Genomic DNA, 25,487 nt, shown 5'->3' with positions numbered 1-25,487 from the left:
GAGCCATCATGCTGACGTTGTTTATCAAACGCCCGCGCTTTGCGATGGTGATCGCCCTGGTGATCACGATGCTCGGGGCCATCGCCCTGAAGCTGATCCCGGTGGAGCAGTATCCGCAAATCACGCCGCCCGTGGTGAATGTAAGCGCCAGCTGGCCGGGTGCCAGTGCGGGTGACGTGGCGGAAGCCATCGCCACGCCGCTGGAAACCCAGCTTAACGGCGTGGACCACATGCTCTACATGGAATCGACCAGTTCCGATGAGGGCACGTACAGCCTGAACATCACGTTTGCCGCAGGCACTGACGCGGATCTGGCGGCCATCGACGTGCAAAATCGCGTGGCGCAGGCCGTCGCCCAGCTGCCCGCCGAGGCGCAGCAAAACGGCGTTCAGGTGCGTAAACGCGCGACTAATCTGATGATGGGGGTAAGTCTTTACTCACCACAGGGCACCCATTCCCCGCTGTTTGTCAGCAACTATGCCAGCACGCAGGTCCGAGAAGCACTTGCGCGTCTGCCGGGTGTCGGGCAGGTCCAGCTGTTTGGCGCGCGCGACTACAGCATGCGCATCTGGCTGCGCCCGGATCGCATGAATGCCCTGAATGTAACCACCGACGATGTCGCTCAGGCCTTGCGCGAGCAAAACGTGCAGGGCGCGGCAGGCCAGGTAGGCACGCCGCCGGTGTTTAACGGGCAACAGCAAACGCTCACGATTAACGGACTGGGGCGTCTCAACGAGGCCGAAGCCTTTGGTGACATTATTCTTCGCGCCGGTGAGATGGGGCAACTGGTGCGCCTGAAAGACGTGGCGACGATCGAGTTAGGCTCGCGCAGCTACAGTTCCGGCGCACAGCTGAACGGTCACGACTCGGCGTATTTAGGGATCTACCCGACGCCGTCCGCCAACGCCCTGCGCGTAGCCGATGCCGTGCGCGGCGAGCTTGAGCGTCTGGCCACGCGTTTCCCTGAAGACCTGACCTGGGAAGTGAAGTTCGACACCACCGAGTTTGTCGCGGCGACCATCAAAGAGATCGGCACCTCGCTGGCCCTGACGCTGCTCGCCGTGGTAGTGGTTGTTTCTCTTTTCCTGCAAAGCTGGCGCGCGACGCTGATTGTGGCGCTGGCGATCCCGGTGTCGTTGATCGGCACCTTTGCGGTGCTCTACACACTGGGTTATTCCGCCAATACCCTGAGTCTGTTCGCTATCATTCTGGCGCTGACGATGGTGGTGGACGACGCGATTGTGGTGGTCGAAAGCGTCGAAACCCTGATGGCAGAAGGGCAGAGCCGCACTGAGGCCACAGCCAACGCCCTGCGTCAGATTGCCGGGCCGGTGATTGCCACCACGCTGGTGCTGCTGGCGGTGTTCGTGCCAGTGGCGCTGCTGCCGGGAATTGTCGGCGAACTGTATCGCCAGTTTGCGGTGACACTCTCCACCGCCGTGACGCTTTCCAGCATTGTTGCCCTGACGCTCACGCCCGCGCTGTGTGCTCTTTTGCTGCGCCCACGCGTCGGTCATCCCGCGGCCATCTTCCGCGGATTTAACCGTGGGCTGGACGCCACGCGCAACGGCTACACAAAACTGGTCGATATCTTTAACCGTCGTCCGCTGCTGGCGCTGGCGGCGACGGTCGGTGCGGCGGTTATTGTGGCGCTGAGTTTTACCGCCATGCCAAAAGGCTTTCTGCCGCAGGAAGATCAGGGGTACTTTTTCGCCAGCGTGCAGTTGCCGGAAGCAGCTTCGCTGGAGCGTACCGAAGCGGTGATGACCACTGCGCGGGAGCTGATTGCCGCCAATCCGGCGGTGGAAGATGTGATTCAGGTGTCCGGTTTTAATATTCTCAATGGCACCAGCGCCTCGAACGGCGGGTTTATCTCGGTGATGTTGAAAGACTGGAGTGAGCGCCCGCCACTGGACGAGGTGATGGGCGCGCTGCAACGCCAGCTATTGGCCCTGCCGGAAGCGACCATCATGACCTTCGCGCCGCCAACGCTGCCGGGCCTGGGTAACGCCTCTGGTTTTGATCTGCGCATCCAGGCGCAGGCGGGGCAAAGCCCGGCGGAGCTGGAGCGCGTCACCCGCGAGGTGCTGGCGAAAGCCAACCAGCATCCGCAGCTTAACCGCGTGTTTACCACCTGGAGCAGCAACGTGCCACAGCTGACGCTTGAAGTCGATCGCGAGCGTGCAGCACGGCTGGACGTGCCCGTCAGTCGTATCTTCAGCAGCCTGCAAACCGCCTTTGGCGGCACGCGCGCCGGGGATTTCAGCATCAACAACCGCGTGTATCACGTGGTATTGCAAAATGAGATGCAGTGGCGCGAGCGCGCGGAGCAGATTTCAGAGCTGTATGTGCGCAGCAACAACGGTGAACGCGTGCGCCTGAGTAATCTGGTCACCGTCACCCCGACCGTCGGCGCGCCGTTTTTACAGCAGTACAACCAGTTTCCGTCCGTGTCGGTCAGCGGGTCGGCGGCAGTGGGCGTGAGCAGCAGCACGGCGATGGCCGCAATGGGCCAGTTGCTGAGCGAAAATCTGCCCGCCGGATATGACTACGCGTGGAGCGGCATGTCGTATCAGGAGCAGCAGACGGGCAATCAGGCGGTCTGGATTGTGCTGGCGGCGGTGGTGATGGCGTGGCTGTTCCTCGTTGCGCAGTACGAAAGCTGGACGCTGCCCGCTAGCGTGATGCTCTCGGTGCTGTTTGCCATCGGCGGCGCGCTGGTATGGCTATGGTTAGCAGGCTTCGCGAACGATGTGTACGTGCAGATCGGGCTGGTGTTGCTCATCGCCTTGGCGGCCAAAAACGCCATTCTGATCGTCGAGTTTGCCCGCGCGCGGCGTATTGACGGGATGGAGATTGTCGACGCTGCCCGTGAGGGCGCGTCGAAGCGCTTTCGTGCAGTCATGATGACCGCCGTGTCGTTTATTATTGGTGTCCTGCCGATGATGCTGGCCTCCGGCGCGGGGGCGCAGAGCCGTCGCATCATCGGGACCACGGTGTTCAGCGGGATGCTGGTGGCCACCGTGGTCGGCATTGTGTTCATCCCGGCGCTATTCGTGCTGTTCCAGCGCCTGCGCGAGTGGGGCCATAAACTTACGGGTGAGTAGTCCACAGCTCGCAGTGTTTTTGCACCAGCGAGGTCAGCGAACCGCCGTTGGCGATAAAATCCCGCATTCGCTGCGCCTCGCTCTTGCCCTGTTTCAACATCAGGGCAATTTCCGCAATCGCGCTCTCCGCCCCCAGCTTTTCGGCGGACGGCGCGACGCGCTCCAGCAGCCACGCAATATCCTCGGCAATGGTTTTTTGCTCGCCGGTATTCACATCGGTGAGCAACCCATCCAGCCCATAGCGACAGGCCTGAAAACGATTAAACCGATACAGCAAAAAATCCTGTTCCTGATGCTTATACGGGCGCTCGGTCAGCAGCCAGTGCGAGGTGGCCTGAATCAATCCGGCGATGTTAATCGCATGGGCCAGCGTCAGCGGCGTGTCCATGACGCGCACCTCGACGGTACCAAAGTGCGGGCTGGGGCGAATATCCCAGTGCAAATCTTTGATGCTGTCGATCATCGTGGTGTAGCTCAGACGACGAAATAATCCTTCAAACTCCTGCCAGTTATTCACCCACGGCATTTTGCCGTTATCCGGAAATCCCGAGAAAATATTGAGCCGCGACGAGGCAAATTTCGTGTCGCTCCCTTGCATGTAGGGCGACGAGGCGGAGAGGGCGATAAAGTGCGGGACAAAACGCGACAGGCCGTGCAGAAGATAAATCGCCTCATCGCCGCTGCGGCAGCCGACGTGCACGTGTTGGCCGAACACCGTGGCCTGCAAAATCAGATAGCCAAACATCTCCAGCGTGCGGTTGTAGCGTTCATCGTCACACACTTCCTGACGTTGCCACTTTTGAAACGGATGTGTCCCGCCGCCACAAATCTGAATATGTTGATCTGCCGCCGCGCGCAGGATCGCCTGCTGCATGGCTGAAAACTGCGCCGCCGCCTGGTGGATGTCCTGACACACGCCGGTGGCAATTTCGAGCATGCTTTCGGTGATATCGTGCTTAACCTCACCGGCTTTGATGTCGTTTTTGACGGCAGCAATCAGCGCCGAAGAGTCCTGGCTGAGGTCGTACCCCGGCGGATTCACCACCTGCAGTTCGAGTTCAATACCCAGCGTGAAAGGATCGGATACATGAAAGTCAGGTAGGGGCATGGCGCGCTCCGGTTGCGGGGATGTGTTGAGTATAGACATCCCCACCAACCTTACTGGGTTCAAGGATGCTCATCGGCCTCTTTGAAATGATCCCCACCGTGCCGCTTAACCACTAGTTGTTTTACCTTTTCAACTAAGGCTGTTTTGTCCACATGTTTCCCTGGGCAGGTTTTATGCTTCGTCAGAGGGTCTTCTTTATGCAATATCAAATTTTCAGGATTGAGACCTAAGACTGCATATAGAGTAGCAAGTGCTGCAACAGTATTCTTTTGTACAGATAACCCTCGACCAGAATCAAACAACTCTGTTGAGTATTCACCTAACATTTCTACCCCTAACGCCATTTTGTTATAGGAAGGTGAGTGTACTCCGGAAAGGGTTAATGGGCAGAATACCCAAATTTGTTTGTCGTCGATAAAGAGATGAGGGCCTGCGGACCATCCTTGATCATCACGATAATAATGTACAAGATTTTCAATGTGTTTTGCTGTGAAGCCATTGGGGCGCTGCATTAATGTCGGTGTCGATGTATTATGCAATACTATTGCTGAAGGCCTCCATTGCGTCCAGTGTAGTGAATGACAATATTTATCAAATGCTTCTTGAGAAAAACTCAAACCGACAATACCTTTCCAGTTAGCCATGTGAATACTCCAGTTGAGTTATGAATGAGGTGTTATGTATTTTTTCTCTGCTTCATTGGTGAGTCTGTCGAGCACATCAGGAATAAGTCTTTCGGCAAAGCCACAAAAAATAGATATAATTAAGATGCGAGCAATGTCAGAAGCATCTGTAAGTTGTGTATAAAGATAAACATCAGCAATAGTGGCTGTGGTACTAATCACTACATCTTTAAAGTGAGGGAGCAAATTGATCCCAAGAAGAGTTGTATTTTGACCATCAGGTAGAATTCTTAGAACAAGCATTATAATGAAAGGGGATAGTGTACCCAGAAGCAAAGAGAGATATATTCCCTTTTGACCCTGCTCTAATTTCAATAGCTTATCCTCTCTATCGATGCCGTCAACAGGGCTTTCTGCAACAGTCCTGAAGCGACGAACAACGCTGATCGTGGCTCCTAAGTATCCTGAACATGCCATTCCAATAAGAAGTGAATATTGAATGCCAGTCCTGTCATGTATCAGCGTTTGACATATCACACTTGATGCAACGGTAATGACAACGAGAATAAGCAACATAATAATAAATAATTGTTTGTTGTCGCTAATGAATTTTTCTCGAGTACAAATGAACAAATAGTACTCGTGAAGCCAGTTGCAAACTATTAACATATTTGTTCGTTGGTTGCTTATATTATTTTCTGGTGGACTAGACTTCTCTAGTTTTTCTAGTCGATGTGGAGCCTCAATCGGTAAGGTCGACAGAAAACGGTCTCGAGTATTTTGATAGAGTTGACTAACAAGTATGTCTGGGCATATTGTTATTAATTCCCGCTCGACGCTGGAAAGAGTTGAAATATCAAATGTACTAATATCCAGTTGTGCTCTCAGACGTTTCATAAGTTCTGATTTTGTACTATCTGATTGTGGTATTGTGGGCACAACTGTTTCATAGAGTTGCGTAATTCTGAAGTGTAAGTAAGTCAGTAAAACCGTTGATGGTGTTGTGCAGAGTGACATGAGTTACTCCTGGTGCTGGTATATAAATATACATTCTTATATTGGATTTGATTAAGTAACTACGATGAATGCTTGATATTATAAATAGACATAGCGAGCAAGTATTAGAGTTTAATGTGTTCTGAATTTCAAAAAAATAGAGATGTAGTGTCGAATGAATAAGTTAAGCAGCAAGCATATTTGCACACAGCTAATGAGCTGCGCCGTAAGCGCTAATACTTCCTGGTGCTTAAAATCCCGTCAATCTATCGATACCAGCGACTCTAACCTCGCATCCCACAAATTTATCGTCCAGACTTAAGCCAAAGACATGGTCTGCGCGGGGATTGTGTTTTACACTGCGCGCTGCAAAATTTGTGTTGATAAACGATTAATCAGGCGGTAATGGCGATGAACGGAACGATCACGACGTGGTTTAAAGATAAAGGCTTTGGATTTATCAAAGATGAAAACGGTGATAACCGCTATTTTCATGTGATCAAAGTCGCCAACCCTGAGCTGATCAAGAAAGACGCAGCGGTCACTTTCGAGCCGACGACCAATAACAAAGGTCTCTCTGCTTACGCGGTAAAAGTCGTCCCGGAAAGCAAATATATCTACATCGCGGGCGAGCGCCTTAAGCTCACGTCGATCAAGTCTTTCCTGGTCTACAGCGAGGAAGTGCCGGCAGATGCCGGAATCGATAAAGAAAATGCTGTGCTGTCGGTGGGTGCTCTGCTGAATAGCATCAGACCAAAATCCGCCGTGAAGCCAGGTGAAATGCGTTCGCTGAAGAAACTGGCGATCACCACCTTCCAGGGGGCGACGCTCATCTTCACAGAAGACGAAATCGACATTGAAGAAACGGTAAAACTCCTCAAGTGATTTTGTGCCGAAATTCTGCGCCATTTTCAGCAGAATTTCGGCAACGCGGACTGACTCTCAATGTGTCGTGATATAAGGCTCCTTCACAAAATCCGCCAGCAGCCAGACCATATCATGCAGCAATCCCGTTAACTCTTTCTCCACTTTGGCTGGCAGCTTTCCACCTTCAACCGCCTGCGTTAGGGCTTGCGCGTAATCCACCATCGTTGCGGTTTCCTGCCACAGATCCGGCACATTTGAGCTGATTTTCTCACCGGCAATCAGTTGCTCAATAAGATGTGGCGGAAGATCTTTATCGCACAGATCGCGAAGCTGGTTGAGTGAATGTAGCAAGCGCTCGCATAGCGCTTTACGCGTGTTGATGTCCAGGGTTTCGACCAGAACGCAGACGACCGTGGTGCAGGAATCCGCCGCCTCGAATAAATCGACTGTTTCTGGCAAGGGCGCATTGAGCAATTGTTGGATGAAGCTTTCCTCTGATTGTGCGTAAGACAGGGCTGGGATAGTAGCCATTTGGCATCCTCGTTATGCAAAAAATTAATTAACCACCCTGAGAGTTCCTCCGTTCAGAGGGGGGTAGCGCTGGCGGAGGTAGGAATACCGTGCACAAAGAAAACGGCCAGCCTTCGGCTGCTCCGCCAGCGCTACCGTATGTTTACGGGATATGCGCTGTCGCGAAAAAAATTATCGCTTCATGCCAACGGGTTCCTACGCCCGGTTGCGGATGTCTCGCAACGGGTGAACTTTACGACCCTCAAATGGCAAATAAAAGCTTAAACCTTGAATTTCACAAGGTTACTTTTCGATTTGCGAGGCGCTTTCCAGAAACGGGCTGCCGGGTGGTGGCTTCGCCTTACCCGGCCTACAAAGATGTCACAAATAGGTTTGCACAAACCTACCCCATTCGGTGCTCGCCGTTCAGCATCGCTTTCCGGTCAAACAACCGCTGAATTTCACCGTGCGCCATAAATGCCGCACGATCGGACATATGGGCAATCACGTCCGCGTCGTGGCTCACCAGCAGATAGGTCATGCCATGCTGCTGTTTCAGACGGTTGAGTAGATTGAGAATCTCCGCCTGCACCGACATATCCAGCGCCGAGGTCGGCTCGTCGAGCAGCAGCAGCTGCGGGCGCAACAGCAGGGCGCGGGCAATCGCCACGCGCTGACGCTGACCGCCGGAAAGCTGATGCGGATAACGCTGGCCCGCGTCCGCTGACAGTCCCACCTCCTGCAACGCATCAGCCACTTTCTCCGTGATCTGTGTTTCGCCGTGGATTTTGAGCGGCTCGGTCAGCGTGCGTGAAATGGTGTGGTTTGGATGCAGCGACGCCCACGGGTCCTGAAACACCATCTGCACGTTACGACGTAGCGCACCGGTGAATCGTTCCCCAGACGAAAGGTTTTCACCCAGCAGTGACACGTTGCCGCGCCACTGACGCTGTAACCCGGCGAGCACGCGCAGAATGGTCGATTTGCCGCAGCCTGATTCACCAATCAGGCTAAAGGTTTCACCTTTTTCGATGGCAAAACTGGCAGCTGACACTGCCGTTTTTTCGCCAAATGCGACCTGGAGCTGATGTACTTCAACGAGTGACATTGCGCATCTCCTTGCGATCGAGCGTGGGTAGCATTTGCCCGAAGGTGCTGGCATTTGGGCGGCAGGTCCACAGCGTACGGGTATAGGGATGCGTCGCCTGCGGTAGCTGTTGGGCAGACATTTCATCGACTTTTTCGCCCTGATACATCACCAGCACGCGGTCGCAATGTTCCGCTACCAGCGGCAAATCGTGGCTAATCAGTAACATCGCCATCTGGCGCTCTTCGCACTGCTGCACCAGCAGTTCGAGGATCTGATTGCGCAGGCGGGCGTCGAGGGCAGAGGTCGGTTCATCGGCAATCAGTACCTGCGGATTGTTGATGAGCGCAATGGCAATCATCACCCGCTGGCCCATGCCGCCGGATAATTCACCGGGATAGCGCGCCAGCACGTTCTGCTCCAGGCCAACGGCGTGGACGATTTCATGGATTCGCTCAACGCGTTCCTTGCGCGACAACGATTGATGAAGCGTAAGGGACTCTTCCAGCTGTGCGGTGACGCTTTTCACCGGATTGAGCGCATAGCGCGGGTCCTGAAGCACCATCGCAATTCCGTTGCCGCGAAGGCCCTGCCAGCGACGGTTGTTCATCGTCAGCAGATCGTTGCCCAGCACATTAAGCTGGCGAGCGCTCACCACGCCGGGCTGGCGCACCAGGCCCATTAGCGCTCTGGCAGACATCGATTTACCAGAGCCGGATTCCCCCACTAAGGCGAGTCGTTCATTCCCGAGCGTAAAACTTAAATTGTTCACCACGCGCGCGGCGGGGTAGTCGATATTCAGCGCATCGACGATAACGCGGGATTCAGTCATGCTGTGGCTCCAGAATGTCGCGCAGGCCGTCGCCCAGCAGGTTAAAGGCCAGGCTGGCGAACAGAATCGCACCGCCGGGAATCGCGGCAATCCACCATTGATCGAAAATTACCTGCATTCCGTCGGCGATCATCGCCCCCCATTCGGCCATCGGCGGACGCGCCCCAAGCCCAAGGAACCCTAGCCCAGCAGCAGCCAGAATAATGCCCGCCAGATCCAGCGCCAGCCGCACAATCGCTGACGGCAGACAGAGCGGCAGAATATGTCCAAGCAACAGCCTCCCGCCACGAATGCCCATCATTTCGGCGGCGGCGAGATAATCGCTATGACGCAGGCGCTGAATTTCACTGCGTGCCTGACGCGCATAGGCCGGCCAGGTGGTCAGCGCCAGCGCCAGCGCGCCATTCACCAGTCCGGGGCCAAGCATGGCGACAAACGCGAAGGCGAGGATCAGGCGCGGCATCGACATCACCACGTCGGTAAAACGCATTAATACGCGCTCCAGCCAGCCGCCGTAATATCCGGATAAAATTCCGATCAGCAGCCCGGCTGGCAGGGTAATAACCGTGACTAACGCCACCAGTCCCAGCGCCGGGCGGCTGCCGTAAATCAGGCGTGAAAGCAGGTCACGCCCAAAACTGTCGGTGCCCAGCCAGTGTTGGGCGTTGGGGGCCTGTAAGCGGGCGGCGGCGTTTTGCCAGTTGGGATCGAGCGGTGCGAGCCACGGGGCAAACAGGGCGATCAGCAGCAGCAGGGTGATGGCGATAAGCCCGCAGAACGCAGCGGGAGAGCGGCGCAGTCGGCGCACAAACAGATAGAAAGGCATCAGCGCACCCTGGGGTCGGTGGCCCGCACAAGCAGGTCAGTCAGATTATTAATCAGCACAAAACAGACGCCAATCACCAGCGTGCCGCCCATGATGGCGGTGGTGTCGCCCGCGAACAGCGCGGTGGTGAGATAGCGGCCAATGCCCGGCCAGGAGAAGACGGTTTCGGTCAGCACCGCGCCTTCGAGCATGCTGGTGTACGCCAGGGCGATCACCGTCAGCAGCGTGCTGCGAATATTAGGCAGCACGTGGCGCAGCAGAATCGTCATCTCTCCCGCGCCTTTGGCACGCGCGAGCAGGATGTACTCTTTGTTCATTTCGCTAAGACACGCCGAGCGCGTCAGGCGCGTGATGCTCGCCAGCGAGTAGTAGGCCAGCAGCAAAACCGGCAGCACCAGATGGCTGACGGCATTTTTGAACGCCGCGCTGTCGCCGGATAACCAGGTATCGATCAGCGCAAAACCGGTACGCGGTTCGACGGTGTATTGCCAGATATCATCCAGTCGCCCCGGCCCGGCGCTCCATTGCAGCTTCGCGTAGAACAGCGCCAGCATCAGTAAACCGAGCCAGAAAATGGGCACTGAGTTGCCGAGCAGAGTGAGGGTGCGGATGGCGAGATCCAGCGGCGAACCGGCGAAGCGCGCGCAGAGTACGCCTGCGATCACCCCGAGTATGGAACCGATAATCAGCGCCAGCGTGGCGAGTTCCAGCGTGGCGGGAAAGGCGTGCAGCAGATCTTGTAAAACGGGCTGCCCGGTGGCGCTGGCGGTGCCGAGATCGCCGTGCAACAAGTTCAGCAGGTAGTGCCAGAACTGTACTGCGACAGATTGATCCAGCCCGAGCTGATGGCGAACCTGATCGTAAGTCGACTGGCTGGCGTGATCGCCGACGATCTGTAAGACGCGATCAACGGGTGAAAAAGCAGAGAGCGCAAACGTGACGAGCAACAGCCCGAACAGGGTGAGCAGCAGGGTGAAAAGACCCTGAAGAACACGCATCACGTGGGTGGATAGAGGTGGCATGGGGAGAACGTTATTCCTGAGCTGGCCTTCAATGCCGGGTGGCGGCTACACCTTACCCGGCCTACAAAACCGTGAACGTGGACAAAACATCAAACCGTAGGCCGGGTAAGCGCAGCGCCACCCGGCAGTCAGGGCGAATTATTTCGTCACTTTATCGTACCAGACCATATCGGCATTCAGCCCCTGCTGATACCCCTTCACATTATCGCGCACCACGATTTGGGTTTTACCCTGATCGACGAATACGTACGGCGAGTTATGCTGCAATTCCTGCTGCATTTTGGTGTACAGATCCAGGCGCTTTGCCGGGTCCGGTTCAGCCACCGCGGCCAGCGTTGCTTTGTTCAGCTCCGGGATTTTCCAGCCGTTAAGACCGGCCACCGTACTCGATTTACCGTCGTTCCACGCAAAGGCGCTGGCGTTGGAGTGTGCGTCAAAGTAGTCCGGGATCCACAGGCGAATCGCCGCCTGATGCTGTTTGGCACGTACGCGAGCGTACACCTGGCTACCCGCGGCTGGCAGCAGATCGACCTTCACGCCGCCCTGGGCGAAGCTGGCCTGCATCGACTGAGCGATGGTGATAAACGGCGGTTTGTTCTCAACATCCAGCGTGAAGTGCGCGTCTTTAATGCCCGCTTTGGCGAGGATTTCCTTCGCTTTGGCCGGATCGAATTTGAACGGATTATCTTCCAGCGCGCCCGGCAGGCCGACTGGCAAGAAGCTCTGATGGACGAAATACTGGCCTTTCAGCAGGTCTTTGGTGATGCCGTCGTAATCGACCAGCCAGCGCGATGCTTCCCAGAACGCTGGGTTATTCAGCAGCGGGTTAGCGCTGTTTCCGGCGTTAAACACCAGGTAGTTTTGCTCGGCAGACGGAATGCTCAGCACCTTCACACCGGCTTTACCTTCCAGGGCGCTGATTTGGTCCGCGCCCAGGTCACGGGCCACGTCGGCGTCACCCTGTTGGATAAGCAGGCGGCGAGAGGCCGGGTCCGGGACGTTTTTGATAATGATGCTTTTAAGCTTCGGCGCGCCGCCAGGGGCGCTGTCATTGGCTTCCAGCACAATGGCTTGATGCGGCTGATAGACGCGCATTTTGTACGCGCCGCTGCCCGCCGAGTGCATCTTCAGCCATGCGTTGCCGAAATCGTTGTCTTTCACATTCGCTGAAACCAGCTTTTCATCGACGATGGAAGCAATCGGCGTAGAGAGAATATTCAGCGCCACCGCCGGGCTGACGTCAGCCGTCCAGCGCAATTCCAGCGTGTGGTCATCCACTTTTTTCAGCTGGCTGGCGATATTGCCCGGCTCCCAGCCCAGCACGTTGAGAATAAAGGCCGGGGATTTGTTCAGGGTGATGGCGCGGGTATAAGAGAAAATCACGTCTTCAGGGCGCAGCGGATTGCCGGAGGCAAATTTGGCGTCAGGTTTGAGTTTGATGGTCAGGGTTTTTGCTGCTGCGTTAGCTTCCCAGCTTTCGGCCAGAATCGGGGAGATTTTTGCCGGATTATCGCGGTCCGGCTGCACCAGGCGCTGATACAAACTTGGCACGGTCTGGATGCTGGAAAGCTCGTTGGCTTCAGCGGGATCGAGGCTCACGATATCATCAAGACCCTGAGCGACAACCAGCGTATTCGGCGGAGTAGCGGCATTGGCGGCGGCAGAGAGCACGGCCAATACCAGTAACGGCAGCAGTTTTTTAGTCATAGCGATCCCTGAATGTGAAAATTATTGTGATTGTTTTTGGCATCGCTACGTTAGGCCGGACGAGAAAATCTTCAAAGTCTAAATTCTGCTTTGCTTATGCCATCAAGATATAAAGCATACGGATTGGCTATTAAGCGCCAGCCAGAATGGGGGGCTTTTCGCCCGCTTTTTCGCCTGATATAACAAATGCATGACATAGCTGGGAGTCAAAGACGTGCCGGAATTAAATCAACATGGTCAAACCGTCAACGATGCGGTGCCTGACTGGAAAGGGGCGCGGGTGCTTACTCGCACGCCGTTGAATGGGCGATTTTGTCGGCTGGAGCAGCTGGACGCAGCGCGACACGCCGCCGATCTGTTTGAGGCCTATGCGCTGGGCGATGACAGCGACTGGACGTGGCTCGCCAGTACGCAGCCGGAAAGCGTCGAGGCCACCGCGCACTGGCTGTTGGGAAAGGTGATGGACGACGGACTGGTGCCGTATGCGGTTATCGATCTGCGCACCGAACGCGCCGTTGGTCTGGTCAGCTATATGGCGATTGAACGGCTGATGGGATCGGTGGAGATTGGTCACGTCACCTGGTCACGGCAGATGAAAAACACTGCAATGGGAACGGAAACCGTCTGGCTGCTGCTGAAAAATGCATTCGAGCACGGCTATCGTCGGCTGGAGTGGAAATGTGATTCGATGAACGTGGCCTCGCGCAATGCAGCGGAGCGCCTCGGTTTTGTCTGGGAAGGACGCTTGCGCCAGAAGCTGGTGCGCAAAGGACGTAACCGCGACAGCGATATGCTCTCCATCATTGATACCGAATGGCAGGAGCGTGACGCTGAGCTGTGCAGCTGGCTGGCGGCGAATAATTTTGACAGTGAAGGGCGACAGATTCGGCGCCTGGAGTCCTTCAGATAACCCGCGCTAAATCTTGTCGCTGAACAGCACCGGCCCGGTAGGTTGCCCGGTCGGTGAACCGCCCTGCGGTTCGAGACTGATCGCAATAACGGCATCGGCGGCAAGAGTCATATGACTAAGCTTCACCTGAGTCGGCGCCTGGCTGTTCAACAGGCCGAGTGAAACCGGCGTGCCTCCGGCGGGGATCAGCCACAGTTGCAGGCTGCTGTTGGGTGTTAACGCTGCCGGGCGTAGCGGCGTTAAACTCAACTGCTGGCGTTGGCTATCCGCACTGACGACCCATTGTCCGTGCTGCTGTGTATCGTTAAGCACCACCAGTGGCGTCAGTTCAGGTTCACGGGTTGTATACCAGGTGACGAGCGCCACGGCGGCTAAACCGGCAGCGGCCATCCAGCCGAGATAAGGGCGATTACGCCGCACAGTGGGTTGCGCAGGAAGGTTGATCGCAATTTTCTTCCACACGGATTCAGGCGGCTGAACCGGCTTCAGATGGCTGTCGAGGGTGCTAAACATCGTTTCCCAACGCGCGACGCGTTCGGCCAGATCGCGTTCATGCATCAGCCTCTTCTGAAATCGTAACCGCGCATTGCCCCGCAGCGTACCGAGTGCGTATTCCGCCGCCAGCGCATCATCGCGTTTTTCATTGTGGTCGTTCATAGGCCTACACATTCCCGGAGATGTTCCATCGCGCGGCGGACCCAGCTTTTGACCGATCCAATCGGCTGTTGCAGCCAGTCTGCGATATCGCTGTGGGACATTCCCTGATAATACGCGAGCGTGATGCTCTGACGCTGGTCGTTGCTAAGGTGTCCAAGGCAATGGCGCAGACGTTCCGCCTGGGCGTCGTCATGCCAGTTATTCCTGTCGTCGTCCGCGTGGATCTCAAGCTGGTCGGTATACTCTTCCTCGCGGTTAGCCGCGCGAGCTTGCCCACTGCGCAGCCAGTCGATACAGCGGTTGCGGACAATATGGGTCAGCCAGGTCATGGGGGCGCTGAGCGTGGGGTCGTAGGATCCTGCTTTGCTCCAGACGGTGATGAAGCAATCATGCAGCACTTCTTCCGACCAGGCGCGCTGACGCAACATACGCAGGGCGACGGCAAAGAGATGCGGTGACGTTAGCCGGTACAGCTGTTCAAATGCGCGGCGATCGCCTTTCGCGACCGCCTGCATTAATCTAACGTGCTGTTCTGTCAGCGCATTATCCATATTTTTCCCGGATGTCCTGTTTTCCCATCCGAAGTATAGACAATTACTTAGGCATCAGAACGGTGTCGATAACGTCAATCACGCCATTTTTCTGATGGACGTCATAAGTGCTAATGTTCGCCACGTTACCTTTCCCGTCTTTAAGCTGAATGTTATGCGGCCCATTGCTCATGATCCACAGCGGTTGACCGTTGACCGTTTTCAGCTCTGCGTGACCGCCGCCTTGCTTAATCTTTGCTTCGAGGGATTTCATATCATAGTTACCGGCCACCACGTGGTAGGTGAGGATGCTGGCGAGCATCGCTTTATTCTCCGGTTTTACCAGGTTGTCGACCGTCCCCGCAGGCAATTTAGCGAACGCCGCATTGGTTGGGGCGAAGACAGTGAACGGGCCTTTACTTTGCAACGTATCGACCAGACCCGCCGCTTTAACGGCAGCAACCAGCGTGGTGTGATCTTTCGAGTTCATCGCATTTTCGACGATGTTTTTTTGCGGGAACATTGCGGCTCCACCCACCATGACTGAACCGGATTCCATCGCAGCAAATGCGCCTGCGGTGAAGAGTAATGCGCTGGATACGAATGCGATATTGATTAGCTTTTTCATCATACATCCTCGTAGTAGGGAGCGAAGGAGTTGCTCACATATCGACATACGAGAGAGAGGGCGAAACTGGATGCAGAATAATGAAAATATTTTTTTGGCGCACACAAAACCTCTTCCCCGCATAAGGGAAGAGGCTGAGTATTACGCCGATTCTGGCTTTTTCCCGCGCGTCAGCCAGGCCAGAAATCCGAGGAAACAGCCGATGATCAGCAGCATCCCCATCATCACCAGGGTGATGAGTTCCTCAATGTTGAATATCTCTCCGGAAATATTCAGGGCGCGCTGATCGTAGAGAAATAAGATGGCTTTGATTGCGCTGTAAAAGAACCAGGCGCAGAACGTGAAAAACAGCCACAGGAATATCTTGCCAATAAGGGTGCGTTTACTCTCTTTTTTTGCGTGTATCATAGGTGTTTGCGTTTCTTTTTATGGGGGGAGACATCCCTGTCTGCTGTCATCACTCCCTTAAAATTAGCGGACCGACACGCCTTCCAGCGTGCCTGACGAGGTCATATCAAACTCGGCGGTGTAACCGTTTTTGCGCCAGCGGGTGCGCTCGCCGTTGGTGGAGTGCCATCCTGCATCTTCCATATAATCAACGGCTTCGCCCTGGTATTTGCCTGCGATGTTTGAATCGATCTCACGCGCTATGTCACCCGTAGACTCATCGTCCCGAGGGTGATGCCGGGTATGCCCGACGTGGCACGTTCCGTTAGCTTCATCAACCTGTGTACAGCCCGACTGTTCCAGCTGTGCGCGATAGGCTTCGCTGATAGCAAACACAGGCTGAGAAAAAATACCGCCGACGACGGCCAGCACGACCCAATAATTCATTTTCATTATTCAGTGTCCTGTTAACGGTACCAGCAGCGTGAACCATTATCGGCCTGGCTGGCATCGGCTAATGTTTCACAGTCAGGTAATGAAACCCCATCGCGGGTAATCATGTGATCTTTATTGTGGTGATGATGTGCATCGCTCGGCGGAGCAATAATGCAGCCGGATAACATCAGCGTTGCACCGGCAATAGCCAGCGCCATAATCATTTTATTCATTTCAGTCGTCCTGTTGAGGGTTATGCATTTCATTAGCAGCGTCATTATTCCGTTTTAAATAATGAATTCCTTATTTGAGCGGCATTTTTAACGGGGTTATATGTCCGTGAAAGCATCATATGGAGTTATTTAACTAAAATAAAGAGGTCGGACCTGGTGTTATGTGTTGTTTTATTTATTTGAATTTAAACGATAAAAATATAAATCTTCATCGTTGTTATGCAGTTGTTGTTTTCTGTGAGGGGTTTTTACATTGTCTACATTAATAATCGTAGATGTTTATTGTCTCACGCAAAGTAATCGATTACAGATAATTAACGAAAATAAACGGAATAAATGTTTTATTTGCGGGAAAATAAAATAAAGCGCTTTTTTAAGATTAATCCTGAGACAGTGTTAATTGTATGACGATTTATTCGCAGAGCAGGGTAATAACGCCTGAGTTGTTCTCACACCAGTGAAGGATAAAAGGGTGATGATGCGAAAAACCGGCCAGAGGACGGGCGAGCGACAGGGTGAGCGTGCTGCGGGAAATATTGGTCACGCAGGCGCTGTCAAAACCCATATAGGTATTTACGCGTGGGAAGAGGGCTTTGAACAGGCTCTCTTTGGCGCTGAAGGCCAGCGTCAGGGCCAGCGCAAAAGGGTATACCGTGCGCATCAGCACGGTTTTTTCCTGCGGATTAATAATGCCGTCCTGAATCTCAACCGCTTCCTGTGCGGCGATAAGCTGCTCGCCGTCGATGCCCACCAGCGCGTTATTGCGCTTCACTGCCAGCGCAAACGCCTGGCTTCCGCTGTGAGAAATACTGCCCGCAAAACCTGCTGGCCACAGCGGTTCGCCGTTGGGGCCAATACCCGGCACAGCGTTAATCGAAAAATTCTGTAGGGCATGAGCAGCGGCGATGCGTCCGGCCAGATGGTCGGCTTTACGTTTGGCGGAGGCGTGGCTCAGGGCGGCGTGATGGGGCAGCCAGAGCAGATCGGCGTTATCAAATGTGGTGGGATCAAAATCAATGCGCTGAACGCAGACGCCGCCGAGTGTCAGCAGGCTGTGAGTGGTTTGCATCGGTCCCCCTGATTGAAAAAAGCCCCCTTCGAGGGAAGAGGGCTTACAGTCTATCAGAAGTGGGTGTTCACGCTCATGTACCAGGTGCGTCCCGGTTCGTTGTAGGTGTAAGCACCTGCACCGTACATGTACGCGCCGGTGGTGGCGTTCCCGGTGGTCTGGGCATTACCCGCGCGCCACTGGCGTTTGTCGAAGACGTTGTCCACGCCGCCGGTCAGGCTGACGTACTTGGTCACGTCCCAGGTCGCGCTCAGGCCGACGATGCTGTACGGGCTGACTTCGTCTTTCTCAGACCCGGTCACCGGCTGACCTTTGTAGTTGTATTTCTTCGGCTGCTGCTTGCCGTACCAGGTGAAGGTCGACTGCACAGACACATCCTGCTGTACCTGCCAGCTCAGGGTTGAGTTCAGCGTGTACTCCGGGATGATCGACAGACGGTCGCCGGTCTCTTTGTTCTTACTTTGCAGCATGTAGGTGATGTTGTTGGTCCAGTTCACCGCGTCCGTCACCGGCACGTTCAGTGTCCCTTCCAGCCCTTCTACGACGGCTTTCGGCACGTTTTCCCACTGATAAATATCGGTGCGCACTTTGCCGGAAGAGGTCTGGCCGATTGGCGCATAGCCCGCTTCGATTTTGTCGCGGTAGTCGTTACGGAACCAGGTCGCGCCCGCCAGCCAGCCGTCGCGTTTCCACTCAAGGCCGATCTCTTTGTTGATGCTGGTTTCGGCTTTCAGGTCGTCGTTACCCATCATGTAACAGCCGACGCCGTCACCGCTGGCGTAACAACCCTGGCCTTTGCTGTAGAGCAGATAGTTCGGGTTGGTCTGGTACAGGCTCGGCGCTTTGTACGCCCGGGCGATACCCATTTTCAGGGTGAAGTCATCACCCAGACCTTGCGACAGGTTCAGGGACGGGCTCCAGTTGTTGCCAACAATGGTGTGATGATCGAAACGCAGCGCCGGGGTCAGCATGGTGCTGTCGGTCAGCTCCATGTTGTTTTCAGCAAACAGGGAGAAGATCTCCGCCTGAGAGTACGGGCTACGATCGTCGCTCATGCCTGGGATCGCGCCGCCCTGTTGGGTCTGTGAATTCGAGGCGTAATCCTTCATGCGCTGCTGGTTCCATTCGGTGCCCAGCGTCAGGTTCTGATTGACGAGGAAATCGAACGGCAGGCTAACTTCACTGTGCAGCGTAACGTCGGACAGATCGGTATCGGTAAACTTATCGCTGTTGAACAGCCCTTCCAGACCGCCCGCCAGCCCTTCGCCCAGACGCGAGTTGCGCGTGTGTTCGTACTGCGCCCAGTTGCTGGTGGTCACGCCATTATCCCAGCCGCCGTTCCAGGTCAGCGCCCAGTTCTGGCGGTAGATACGGTTGGTCTCTTTGCCGTAATTCTTCTTCACCAGCCCGTTGGAGCTGTCGTCGTTGTTGGTGTTCTGCGTATCGCCCGCGTAGAGGTTGTTCTGGCGGCTGTAGCCCGCTTCAAACTCCAGGGACTGCATCGGGGCAAAGTCCCAGCGCACGACGCCGTTGATGTCTTTGTTTTCCACGCCTTCACGACCGGCAGGCAGGGTGCTGGAATACATCCCGGTACGCTCAGACTGATGGCCCTGGTTGATATCCCACGCGTCGGCCTGGGTTTTGTCCAGGTTGCCGAACATGCGGAAGCTGAAATCGCCGCCCAGTGGGCCGCTCAGGCTGAAGTTAGTACGCTTGGTGGAGCCTTCGTCTTTATGCTCCGGTGCGTTCAGATAGGTGTTCCACGAACCATGCCACTGGTTGTCGAATTTTTTGGTGATGATATTCACCACGCCGCCCGCTGCGCCGTTACCGTAACGCGCGGCCGCCGGGCCACGAATGACTTCGATACGCTCAACCATTTCAGGCGGCACCCAGCCGGTATCGCCACGGGTATCGCGTTCGCCGCGCCAGCCCAGACGGATGGAGTTACGGCTGGTGACCGGTTTGCCGTCGATCAGGATCAGGGTGTTTTCCGGGCCCATGCCGCGAATGTCGATCTGGCGGTTGTTCCCGCGCTGGCCGCTGGTGGAGTTCCCGGTCAGGTTCACGCCCGGCATGGTACGAATGATTTCGGCCACGTCACGAGCGGGAGGATTTTTACGGATTTCGTCTGCGGTGATGGTGGAAACGCCCGGCGCCTGCAGGTTCTGCTCGGCGGCGGTGATCACCATGGTGTCTTCGTGCGCGGCACTGCTGGCGGTTTTGTCTTCTGCCATTGCGGGCATAGCCGCGCCGTAAATCCCCAGGTTGACCAGCAAGGCCAGGGAGTGAATCTTCTTATTCATTGTACGTCCTGCTTTTCGTTGCCGCGTCCCCTTGGCTCCATTCCCTAACGGGAGAGGAGGCGGCATGACTTATCACCGGCACGTTGCGTAAGCAGCCCTGTCCTCGAGCGCACACAATGCGTGGCATGGTTGTTTTTTGAGCGCGCTTCCCACAGCGCGGGCACTACGCTATTGCAAATGCAAATAGTTATCAATAATATTATCAATATATTTTGTCTTGTAACAAAAAAGACGCGAAAAACATGAGGTTAAACGGGTGACGGCGCTAACAACGGGAAGTGATGCCTGGTGGCAGTCAAAAAAAGGTCCGGAATGGGTGCGCGAACAGGATAATTTTCGTGTGACGTTCTGGTGGCGCGATCCGGCAGGGACGCAGCGCACATCGCAGGTTCAGCGGGTGTGGATTTACATCACCGGCGTGACCGACCACCATCAAAATGCCCGACCACAATCCTTAACCCGTCTCCCCGACACCGACGTCTGGCAATGGCAGGGGGAATTCAGCCCCGAGTGGCGCGGCAGCTACTGTTTTATCCCCTCCTATAACGCCCAGGATTTCGACGATATCGTCTTTACCGCCGACGCGCCGGACCGCATCGCGCTGCGTGAAGGCTGGCGCAAACTGCTGCCGAAAGCGATTGCCGATCCGCTGAATCCGCAAAGCTGGCGCGGTGGACGGGGCCATCCGGTGTCGGCGCTGGAAATGCCGAATGCACCGGTTCAGCCGGGCTGGAATCATCCCGGTACGCCGTACTCTGCGCCGCAATGTATTGAGTGGCACAGTCAGCGTCTGGGGAATGTGCGCCGCGTGTGGGTATTTACCACCGGCGAGGAAAACCCGACCGAGCGCCCGCTGGCGATTCTGCTCGACGGGCAGTTTTGGGCTGAAAGTATGCCCGTCTGGCCCGCGCTGGCGGCGCTTACGAACGAACGGCAATTGCCGCCGGCGGTCTACGTTTTGATCGATGTGATCGACACCGCCCATCGCAGCCGCGAGTTGCCCTGCAACCCGGATTTCTGGCTGGCGGTGCAGGAAGAGTTACTCCCGCAGATCCACGCCATCGCACCTTTCAGCGAACGCGGCGATCGCACGGTTGTCGCCGGACAAAGTTTTGGTGGCCTGTCGTCCCTGTACGCCGGACTCAACTGGCCGCAACGTTTCGGCTGCGTGCTCAGTCAGTCGGGTTCCTACTGGTGGCCGCATCGCGGCGCGCAGCAGGACGGGCTGCTTATCGAACAACTCAAAGCGGGTGAAAAATCCGCCGAACACCTTCGCATCGTTCTTGAAGCGGGCCAGCGCGAGCCGCTTATCTTCCGCGCCAATCAGGCCATTTACGCCCAACTACAACACACACAGCAGTCGATTTTCTGGCGTCAGGTTGACGGCGGACATGATGCGCTTTGCTGGCGTGGCGGGCTGACGCAGGGGCTTATTACCCTCTGGCAGCCACTCATTCACTAACGCCAGGCAGGCGATTTTTTTCGACAGGAGTTTGGTATGGAATTCAGTAATCCCTTCGACAACCCGCAAGGACTATTCGCTATTTTGCAAAACGAAAACGGTCAGTACAGCCTGTGGCCCGCCCAGTGCGCACAGCCTGCGGGCTGGCGACAGGTGTGTGAACCGCAGTCGCAGGATACCTGCCAGCAGTGGCTTAGCGAAAACTGGCAAACACTTATCCCGTCTCATTTTGCGGAGGAAAATGCATGAGCACGCATCTTCCTCTTGTCGCCGCCCAGCCGGGAATCTGGATGGCAGAACAGCTTTCGACCCTGCCGAACGCCTGGAGCGTGGCGCACTACGTTGAACTGAAAGGCGAAATTAATGCGCCACTGTTTTCGAAAGCCATCGTCGAAGGCATGATGCAGGCCGACACGTTGCGCACCCGTTTTAGCGAAGACAACGGCGAGGTATGGCAGTGGATCGATGAATCGCTGGTTTTGGCTGAGCCGCACATTATCGACCTGCGCGACAGCGCCGATCCGCACACTGCCGCCGTGGCGCTGATGGACGCTGATCTTGCACAAAACCTGCGCGTCGACAGCGGCCAGCCACTGGCATTTCAGCTCCTGATTCAGGTCGATAGCAACCGCTGGTACTGGTATCAGCGCTATCATCACTTAGTCGTCGATGGCTTCAGTTTCCCGGCCATTACCCGCCAGATCGCCGCCATTTACGCCGCATGGGCGAAAGACGAACCGACGCCAGCATCGCCGTTTACACCGTTTGCAGAAGTGGTGGAAGAGTATCAGCGCTATCGCGAAAGCGAAGCGTATCAGCGCGACGGCGCATTTTGGGCTGAACAGCGCAAACAGCTGCCGTCGCCGGTTTCGCTATCGCCTGCTCCGCTGCCGGGCCGCGCTGCGTCCACCGATATTTTACGTCTCAAACTGTTGGCCGATCGCCGCGCATTCAGCCAACTGACCGCGTCCTGCCCGCAGGTTCAGCGCACGGATCTGGCCCTCGCGCTGGTGGCTCTGTGGCTGGGCCGCTTGACCGGTCGGCTGGATTACGCAGCGGGCTTTATCTTCATGCGCCGCATGGGATCGGCGGCGCTCACCGCCACCGGTCCGGTGCTCAACGTTCTGCCGATGGCGATCAATATCCAAGCGCAGGAAACCTTGCCGGAACTGGCCCTGCGCCTGGCAAATCAGCTGAAAAAGATGCGTCGTCATCAGCGTTACGACGCCGAGCAGATTGTGCGTGACAGTGGTCGTGCCGCCGGAGACGAAGCGTTGTTTGGCCCAGTGCTGAACGTGAAGGTCTTTGATTATCAGCTCGATATCGACGGCGTGCAGGCGATAACGCACACGCTGGCGACGGGGCCAGTGAACGATCTCGAACTGGCGCTGTTCCCGGACGAGCAGGGCGGTTTAAGTATTGAGATTCTGGCGAACAAACAGCGCTACGATGAGGCGACGCTCACCCGCCACGTGGCGCGCCTGAACGCGCTGTTGGCGCAGTTTGCTGCCAATCCTGCGCTGCCTTGCGGCGAGGCGGAAACCGTCTCCGAAGAGGAGTATCACCAGCTGGCGCAGATCAACGACACTGGCGTGATGCTCGAAGCCACCACCCTGAGCGCGCTGGTGGCGGAGCAGGCGCACAAAACGCCGGATGCCCCGGCGCTGGCAGATGCCCACACGGAACTGAGCTATCGCCAGATGCGCGAGCAGGTTGTCGCCCTGGCAAACGGGCTTCGTGAACGCGGCGTGAAACCCGGCGACAGCGTGGCAGTGGCGCTACCGCGCTCGGTATTCCTGACCCTGGCCCTGCACGCGATTGTTGAAGCGGGTGCCGCCTGGCTGCCGCTGGATACGGGCTACCCCGACGACCGCCTGCACATGATGCTGGAAGACGCGCGCCCTTCTTTACTCATTACTACCGACGATCAGCTCCCGCGCTTTAGCAGCGTGTCGGATCTTACGACCCTGTGCTACGGCGAATTACTGCCTGCGAACGGCAGCGAACCGCTGAATCTCAGCACCCCGGAACAGACCGCCTACATCATCTTTACCTCCGGTTCAACCGGGCGCCCGAAAGGGGTGATGGTCGGGCAAACCGCTATCGTCAACCGCCTGCTGTGGATGCAAAACCACTACCCGCTGGACGTGAATGATGTGGTGGCGCAGAAAACGCCGTGCAGTTTTGACGTCTCAGTGTGGGAGTTCTGGTGGCCGTTTATCGCCGGGGCAAAACTGGTGATGGCCGAGCCGGACGCCCATCGCGATCCGCTGGCGATGCAGCAGTTCTTCGCCCGATACGGCGTCACCACCACCCACTTTGTGCCGTCGATGCTGGCGGCGTTTGTCGCCTCGTTAACGCCGGAAAACGCCCACTGCTGCACCAGCCTGAAGCAGGTGTTCTGCAGCGGGGAAGCGCTGCCGACCGAACTGTGTCGCGAGTGGGAAGTGCTGACTCACGCGCCGCTGCACAATTTATATGGCCCGACGGAAGCGGCGGTAGACGTGAGCTGGTATCCGGCGTTTGGCGACGCGCTGGCGTTAGTCGAAGGTAACAGCGTGCCGATTGGTTTCCCGGTGTGGAATACCGGCCTGCGCATTCTCGACGGGATGATGCGCCCGGTGCCGTTTGGCGTGGCGGGCGATCTCTATCTGACCGGCATTCAGCTGGCGCAGGGGTATCTGGGCCGCCCGGACCTGACCGCCAGCCGCTTTATTGCCGACCCGTTCGCACCGGGCGAACGTATGTATCGCACCGGTGACGTCGCCCGCTGGCTGGACAACGGCGCGGTGGAGTATCTCGGGCGCAGCGACGATCAGCTCAAAATTCGCGGTCAGCGCATAGAGCTTGGCGAAATCGACCGCGCGATGCAGGCCTTACCTGACGTGGCGCAGGCGGTGGCCCATGCCTGTGTGTTCAATCAGGCGGCAGCAACCGGCGGCGATGCGCGACAATTAGTGGGCTATGTGGTGTCGGACTCCGGTTTACCGCTGGACCGCGACGCGCTGCTCGACGCCCTGAAAGCGCAGCTCCCGCCGCATATGGTGCCGGTGGTGCTGCTGCAAATCAGCGAACTGCCGCTGAGCGCCAACGGTAAGCTCGATCGCAAAGCGCTGCCGTTGCCAGAATTGACCAGCAAAGCGTCGGGCCGTGCACCGGAAACGGCGACGGAAATCGCGGTGGCGCAGGCGTTCTCCGCGCTTTTAGGCTGCGAGATGAACGACATCGAAGCCGATTTCTTCGCTCTCGGCGGCCACTCGCTGCTGGCGATGCGTCTCGCGGCGCAGCTCAGCCGCGCGTTCTCCCGCAAAGTCACGCCGGGGCAAATCATGGTCGCTTCGACGGTCAACCAACTGAGCACGCTGCTGGATTCCGCGATGAGCGACGAACAAGCGCAGCGTCTGGGGTATGAAACAGTTCTCCCACTGCGTCAAAGCACCGGCCCAACGCTGTTCTGCTTCCATCCGGCGTCTGGTTTTGCCTGGCAGTTTAGCGTGCTGGCGCGCTATCTCAGCCCGCGCTGGTCGATTACCGGGATTCAGTCACCACGCCCGGAAGGCCCGATGGCGCAGGGCGCGACGCTGGATGCGGTGATCGAACATCATCTGCACACTCTGCGTACCCAGCAGGCGCACGGGCCGTATTACCTGTTCGGTTACTCGCTCGGTGGGACCTTAGCGCAGGGCATCGCCGCGCGTCTGCGTGAGCAGGGTGAGGAAGTGGCGTTCCTCGGCCTGCTGGATACCTGGCCGCCGGAGACGCAAAACTGGGCGGAGAAAGAAGCCAACGGGCTGGACCCGGAAGTGCTGGCGGAAATTGAACGCGAACGCGAAGCTTTCATGGCGGCCCAGCAGGGGCAAGCGTCAGGCGAGCTGTTTACCGCCATCGAAGGCAACTACGCCGATGCTGTGCGCCTGTTGACCACGGCGCACAGCTCGCGGTTTGACGGTAAAGCGACGCTGTTTGTTGCCGAACGCACGCGAACGATGGACCCGCATCAGGCGTGGGGCGAGTGGGTGGGTGAGCTTGACGTTTACAGTCAGGATTGCGCCCACGTGGATATCGTTTCTCCGCAGGCGTTCGAGCAGATTGGACCGGTATTGAAGGGGATTTTGGGGTAGTTGCGCGCTGTTGCCCTCACCCTAACCCTCTCCCACAGGGAGAGGGGACTCTGACTCCCTCTCC

22 protein-coding genes and 1 pseudogene are annotated in these 25,487 nt (G+C 56.5%); 6 read left to right on the top strand and 17 right to left on the bottom strand.

All coding sequences use genetic code 11. The features are described from left to right. Positions 1-8: 8 nt before the first annotated feature. Entirely contained in the window at positions 9-3,107 is a 3,099-nt protein-coding gene (locus tag JBO43_RS11425; RefSeq protein ID WP_202674338.1) for an efflux RND transporter permease subunit, read from the top strand. Here JBO43_RS11425 and JBO43_RS11420 read toward each other — a convergent pair. From JBO43_RS11420 to JBO43_RS11410, 3 genes are read right to left on the bottom strand one after another with little or no spacing between them, the layout of a single operon-like run. Continuing rightward, on the bottom strand, positions 3,094-4,215 hold the full coding sequence (locus JBO43_RS11420) for a YbdK family carboxylate-amine ligase (protein WP_095281138.1): 1,122 nt from the start codon (positions 4,213-4,215) through the stop codon (positions 3,094-3,096). The genes JBO43_RS11425 and JBO43_RS11420 overlap by 14 nt on opposite strands. A gap of 59 nt (positions 4,216-4,274) precedes the next feature. Continuing rightward, a complete protein-coding gene (locus JBO43_RS11415; protein ID WP_202674337.1) occupies positions 4,275-4,859 on the bottom strand; it encodes a peptidoglycan recognition protein family protein in 585 nt (194 codons plus the stop codon). Positions 4,860-4,877: 18 nt separating this feature from the next. Next, positions 4,878-5,855, bottom strand: coding sequence for a hypothetical protein (locus JBO43_RS11410; protein ID WP_202674336.1), 978 nt, complete (start codon positions 5,853-5,855; stop codon positions 4,878-4,880). Between the two features lie 384 nt (positions 5,856-6,239). Between JBO43_RS11410 and JBO43_RS11405 the strand changes: the two genes are divergently transcribed. Beyond that, positions 6,240-6,719 carry a cold-shock protein gene (locus tag JBO43_RS11405; protein WP_095281141.1) on the top strand — a complete coding sequence of 160 codons (480 nt, stop codon included), beginning with the start codon at positions 6,240-6,242 and terminating at the stop codon, positions 6,717-6,719. Between the two features lie 57 nt (positions 6,720-6,776). Here JBO43_RS11405 and JBO43_RS11400 read toward each other — a convergent pair whose 3' ends face one another. The 6 genes from JBO43_RS11400 to JBO43_RS11375 all read right to left on the bottom strand — a co-directional run bounded on the left by JBO43_RS11400 (position 6,777) and on the right by JBO43_RS11375 (position 12,685). Continuing rightward, complete coding sequence (locus JBO43_RS11400; RefSeq protein WP_202674335.1) at positions 6,777-7,232, bottom strand: hypothetical protein; 456 nt, start codon at positions 7,230-7,232, stop codon at positions 6,777-6,779. Positions 7,233-7,614: 382 nt separating this feature from the next. Further along, positions 7,615-8,319, bottom strand: coding sequence for an ABC transporter ATP-binding protein (locus JBO43_RS11395; RefSeq protein WP_202674334.1), 705 nt, complete (start codon positions 8,317-8,319; stop codon positions 7,615-7,617). Continuing rightward, positions 8,306-9,130 (bottom strand): ABC transporter ATP-binding protein, encoded by an 825-nt coding sequence (locus tag JBO43_RS11390; protein WP_103949485.1) that lies wholly within the window; start codon positions 9,128-9,130, stop codon positions 8,306-8,308. The genes JBO43_RS11395 and JBO43_RS11390 overlap by 14 nt, the downstream gene beginning before the upstream one ends. Continuing rightward, on the bottom strand, positions 9,123-9,956 hold the full coding sequence (locus tag JBO43_RS11385) for an ABC transporter permease (protein ID WP_095281145.1): 834 nt from the start codon (positions 9,954-9,956) through the stop codon (positions 9,123-9,125). The genes JBO43_RS11390 and JBO43_RS11385 overlap by 8 nt, the downstream gene beginning before the upstream one ends. Beyond that, complete coding sequence (locus JBO43_RS11380) at positions 9,956-10,978, bottom strand: ABC transporter permease (RefSeq protein ID WP_202674333.1); 1,023 nt, start codon at positions 10,976-10,978, stop codon at positions 9,956-9,958. The genes JBO43_RS11385 and JBO43_RS11380 overlap by 1 nt, the downstream gene beginning before the upstream one ends. Before the next feature lie 138 nt (positions 10,979-11,116). Continuing rightward, a complete protein-coding gene (locus JBO43_RS11375) occupies positions 11,117-12,685 on the bottom strand; it encodes an ABC transporter substrate-binding protein (RefSeq protein ID WP_095281147.1) in 1,569 nt (522 codons plus the stop codon). Between the two features lie 214 nt (positions 12,686-12,899). On the opposite strand from JBO43_RS11375, the gene JBO43_RS11370 reads away from it, so the two are divergent. Then, positions 12,900-13,595, top strand: a complete 696-nt coding sequence (locus JBO43_RS11370) for a GNAT family N-acetyltransferase (RefSeq protein ID WP_202674332.1) — start codon at positions 12,900-12,902, stop codon at positions 13,593-13,595. Between the two features lie 6 nt (positions 13,596-13,601). Here the strand turns inward: JBO43_RS11370 and JBO43_RS11365 are convergent, their stop codons facing one another. From JBO43_RS11365 to JBO43_RS11330, 8 genes are all read right to left on the bottom strand, one after another. Continuing rightward, the gene (locus JBO43_RS11365; protein WP_202674331.1) at positions 13,602-14,252 is read right to left on the bottom strand and encodes an anti-sigma factor; all 651 of its coding nucleotides are present in this window, start codon (positions 14,250-14,252) and stop codon (positions 13,602-13,604) included. Beyond that, positions 14,249-14,803: a sigma-70 family RNA polymerase sigma factor gene (locus JBO43_RS11360; protein WP_095281150.1), complete on the bottom strand. Its 555-nt coding sequence runs from the start codon at positions 14,801-14,803 to the stop codon at positions 14,249-14,251. The genes JBO43_RS11365 and JBO43_RS11360 overlap by 4 nt, the downstream gene beginning before the upstream one ends. Before the next feature lie 43 nt (positions 14,804-14,846). After that, positions 14,847-15,410: a fasciclin domain-containing protein gene (locus JBO43_RS11355; RefSeq protein ID WP_202674330.1), complete on the bottom strand. Its 564-nt coding sequence runs from the start codon at positions 15,408-15,410 to the stop codon at positions 14,847-14,849. A gap of 141 nt (positions 15,411-15,551) precedes the next feature. Continuing rightward, on the bottom strand, positions 15,552-15,818 hold the full coding sequence (locus tag JBO43_RS11350; RefSeq protein WP_202674329.1) for a hypothetical protein: 267 nt from the start codon (positions 15,816-15,818) through the stop codon (positions 15,552-15,554). Positions 15,819-15,881: 63 nt separating this feature from the next. After that, a complete protein-coding gene (locus JBO43_RS11345; RefSeq protein ID WP_103946718.1) occupies positions 15,882-16,250 on the bottom strand; it encodes a hypothetical protein in 369 nt (122 codons plus the stop codon). Positions 16,251-16,264: 14 nt separating this feature from the next. Next, positions 16,265-16,465: a hypothetical protein gene (locus JBO43_RS11340; protein WP_095281154.1), complete on the bottom strand. Its 201-nt coding sequence runs from the start codon at positions 16,463-16,465 to the stop codon at positions 16,265-16,267. A 412-nt stretch (positions 16,466-16,877) separates the two neighbouring features. Beyond that, positions 16,878-17,534 (bottom strand): enterobactin synthase subunit EntD, encoded by a 657-nt coding sequence (gene entD, locus JBO43_RS11335; RefSeq protein WP_202674328.1) that lies wholly within the window; start codon positions 17,532-17,534, stop codon positions 16,878-16,880. A gap of 53 nt (positions 17,535-17,587) precedes the next feature. Continuing rightward, positions 17,588-19,840 carry a TonB-dependent siderophore receptor gene (locus JBO43_RS11330; RefSeq protein WP_095281156.1) on the bottom strand — a complete coding sequence of 751 codons (2,253 nt, stop codon included), beginning with the start codon at positions 19,838-19,840 and terminating at the stop codon, positions 17,588-17,590. A gap of 250 nt (positions 19,841-20,090) precedes the next feature. Here JBO43_RS11330 and fes point away from each other — a divergent pair. From fes to entF, 3 genes and pseudogenes are all read left to right on the top strand, one after another. Further along, positions 20,091-21,302, top strand: a pseudogene (fes, locus tag JBO43_RS11325) (enterochelin esterase); the annotation flags it as partial. Between the two features lie 36 nt (positions 21,303-21,338). Then, on the top strand, positions 21,339-21,551 hold the full coding sequence (locus tag JBO43_RS11320; protein WP_202674326.1) for an MbtH family protein: 213 nt from the start codon (positions 21,339-21,341) through the stop codon (positions 21,549-21,551). Further along, positions 21,548-25,423, top strand: a complete 3,876-nt coding sequence (entF, locus tag JBO43_RS11315; RefSeq protein ID WP_202674325.1) for an enterobactin non-ribosomal peptide synthetase EntF — start codon at positions 21,548-21,550, stop codon at positions 25,421-25,423. The genes JBO43_RS11320 and entF overlap by 4 nt, the downstream gene beginning before the upstream one ends. Positions 25,424-25,487: the final 64 nt, after the last annotated feature.

This window comes from Lelliottia jeotgali (assembly GCF_016771845.1).
Lineage (GTDB): Bacteria > Pseudomonadota > Gammaproteobacteria > Enterobacterales > Enterobacteriaceae > Enterobacter > Enterobacter jeotgali.
The sequence above is the reverse complement of the archived record's forward strand: the minus strand, read 5'-3'. Positions and strand labels throughout refer to the sequence as shown.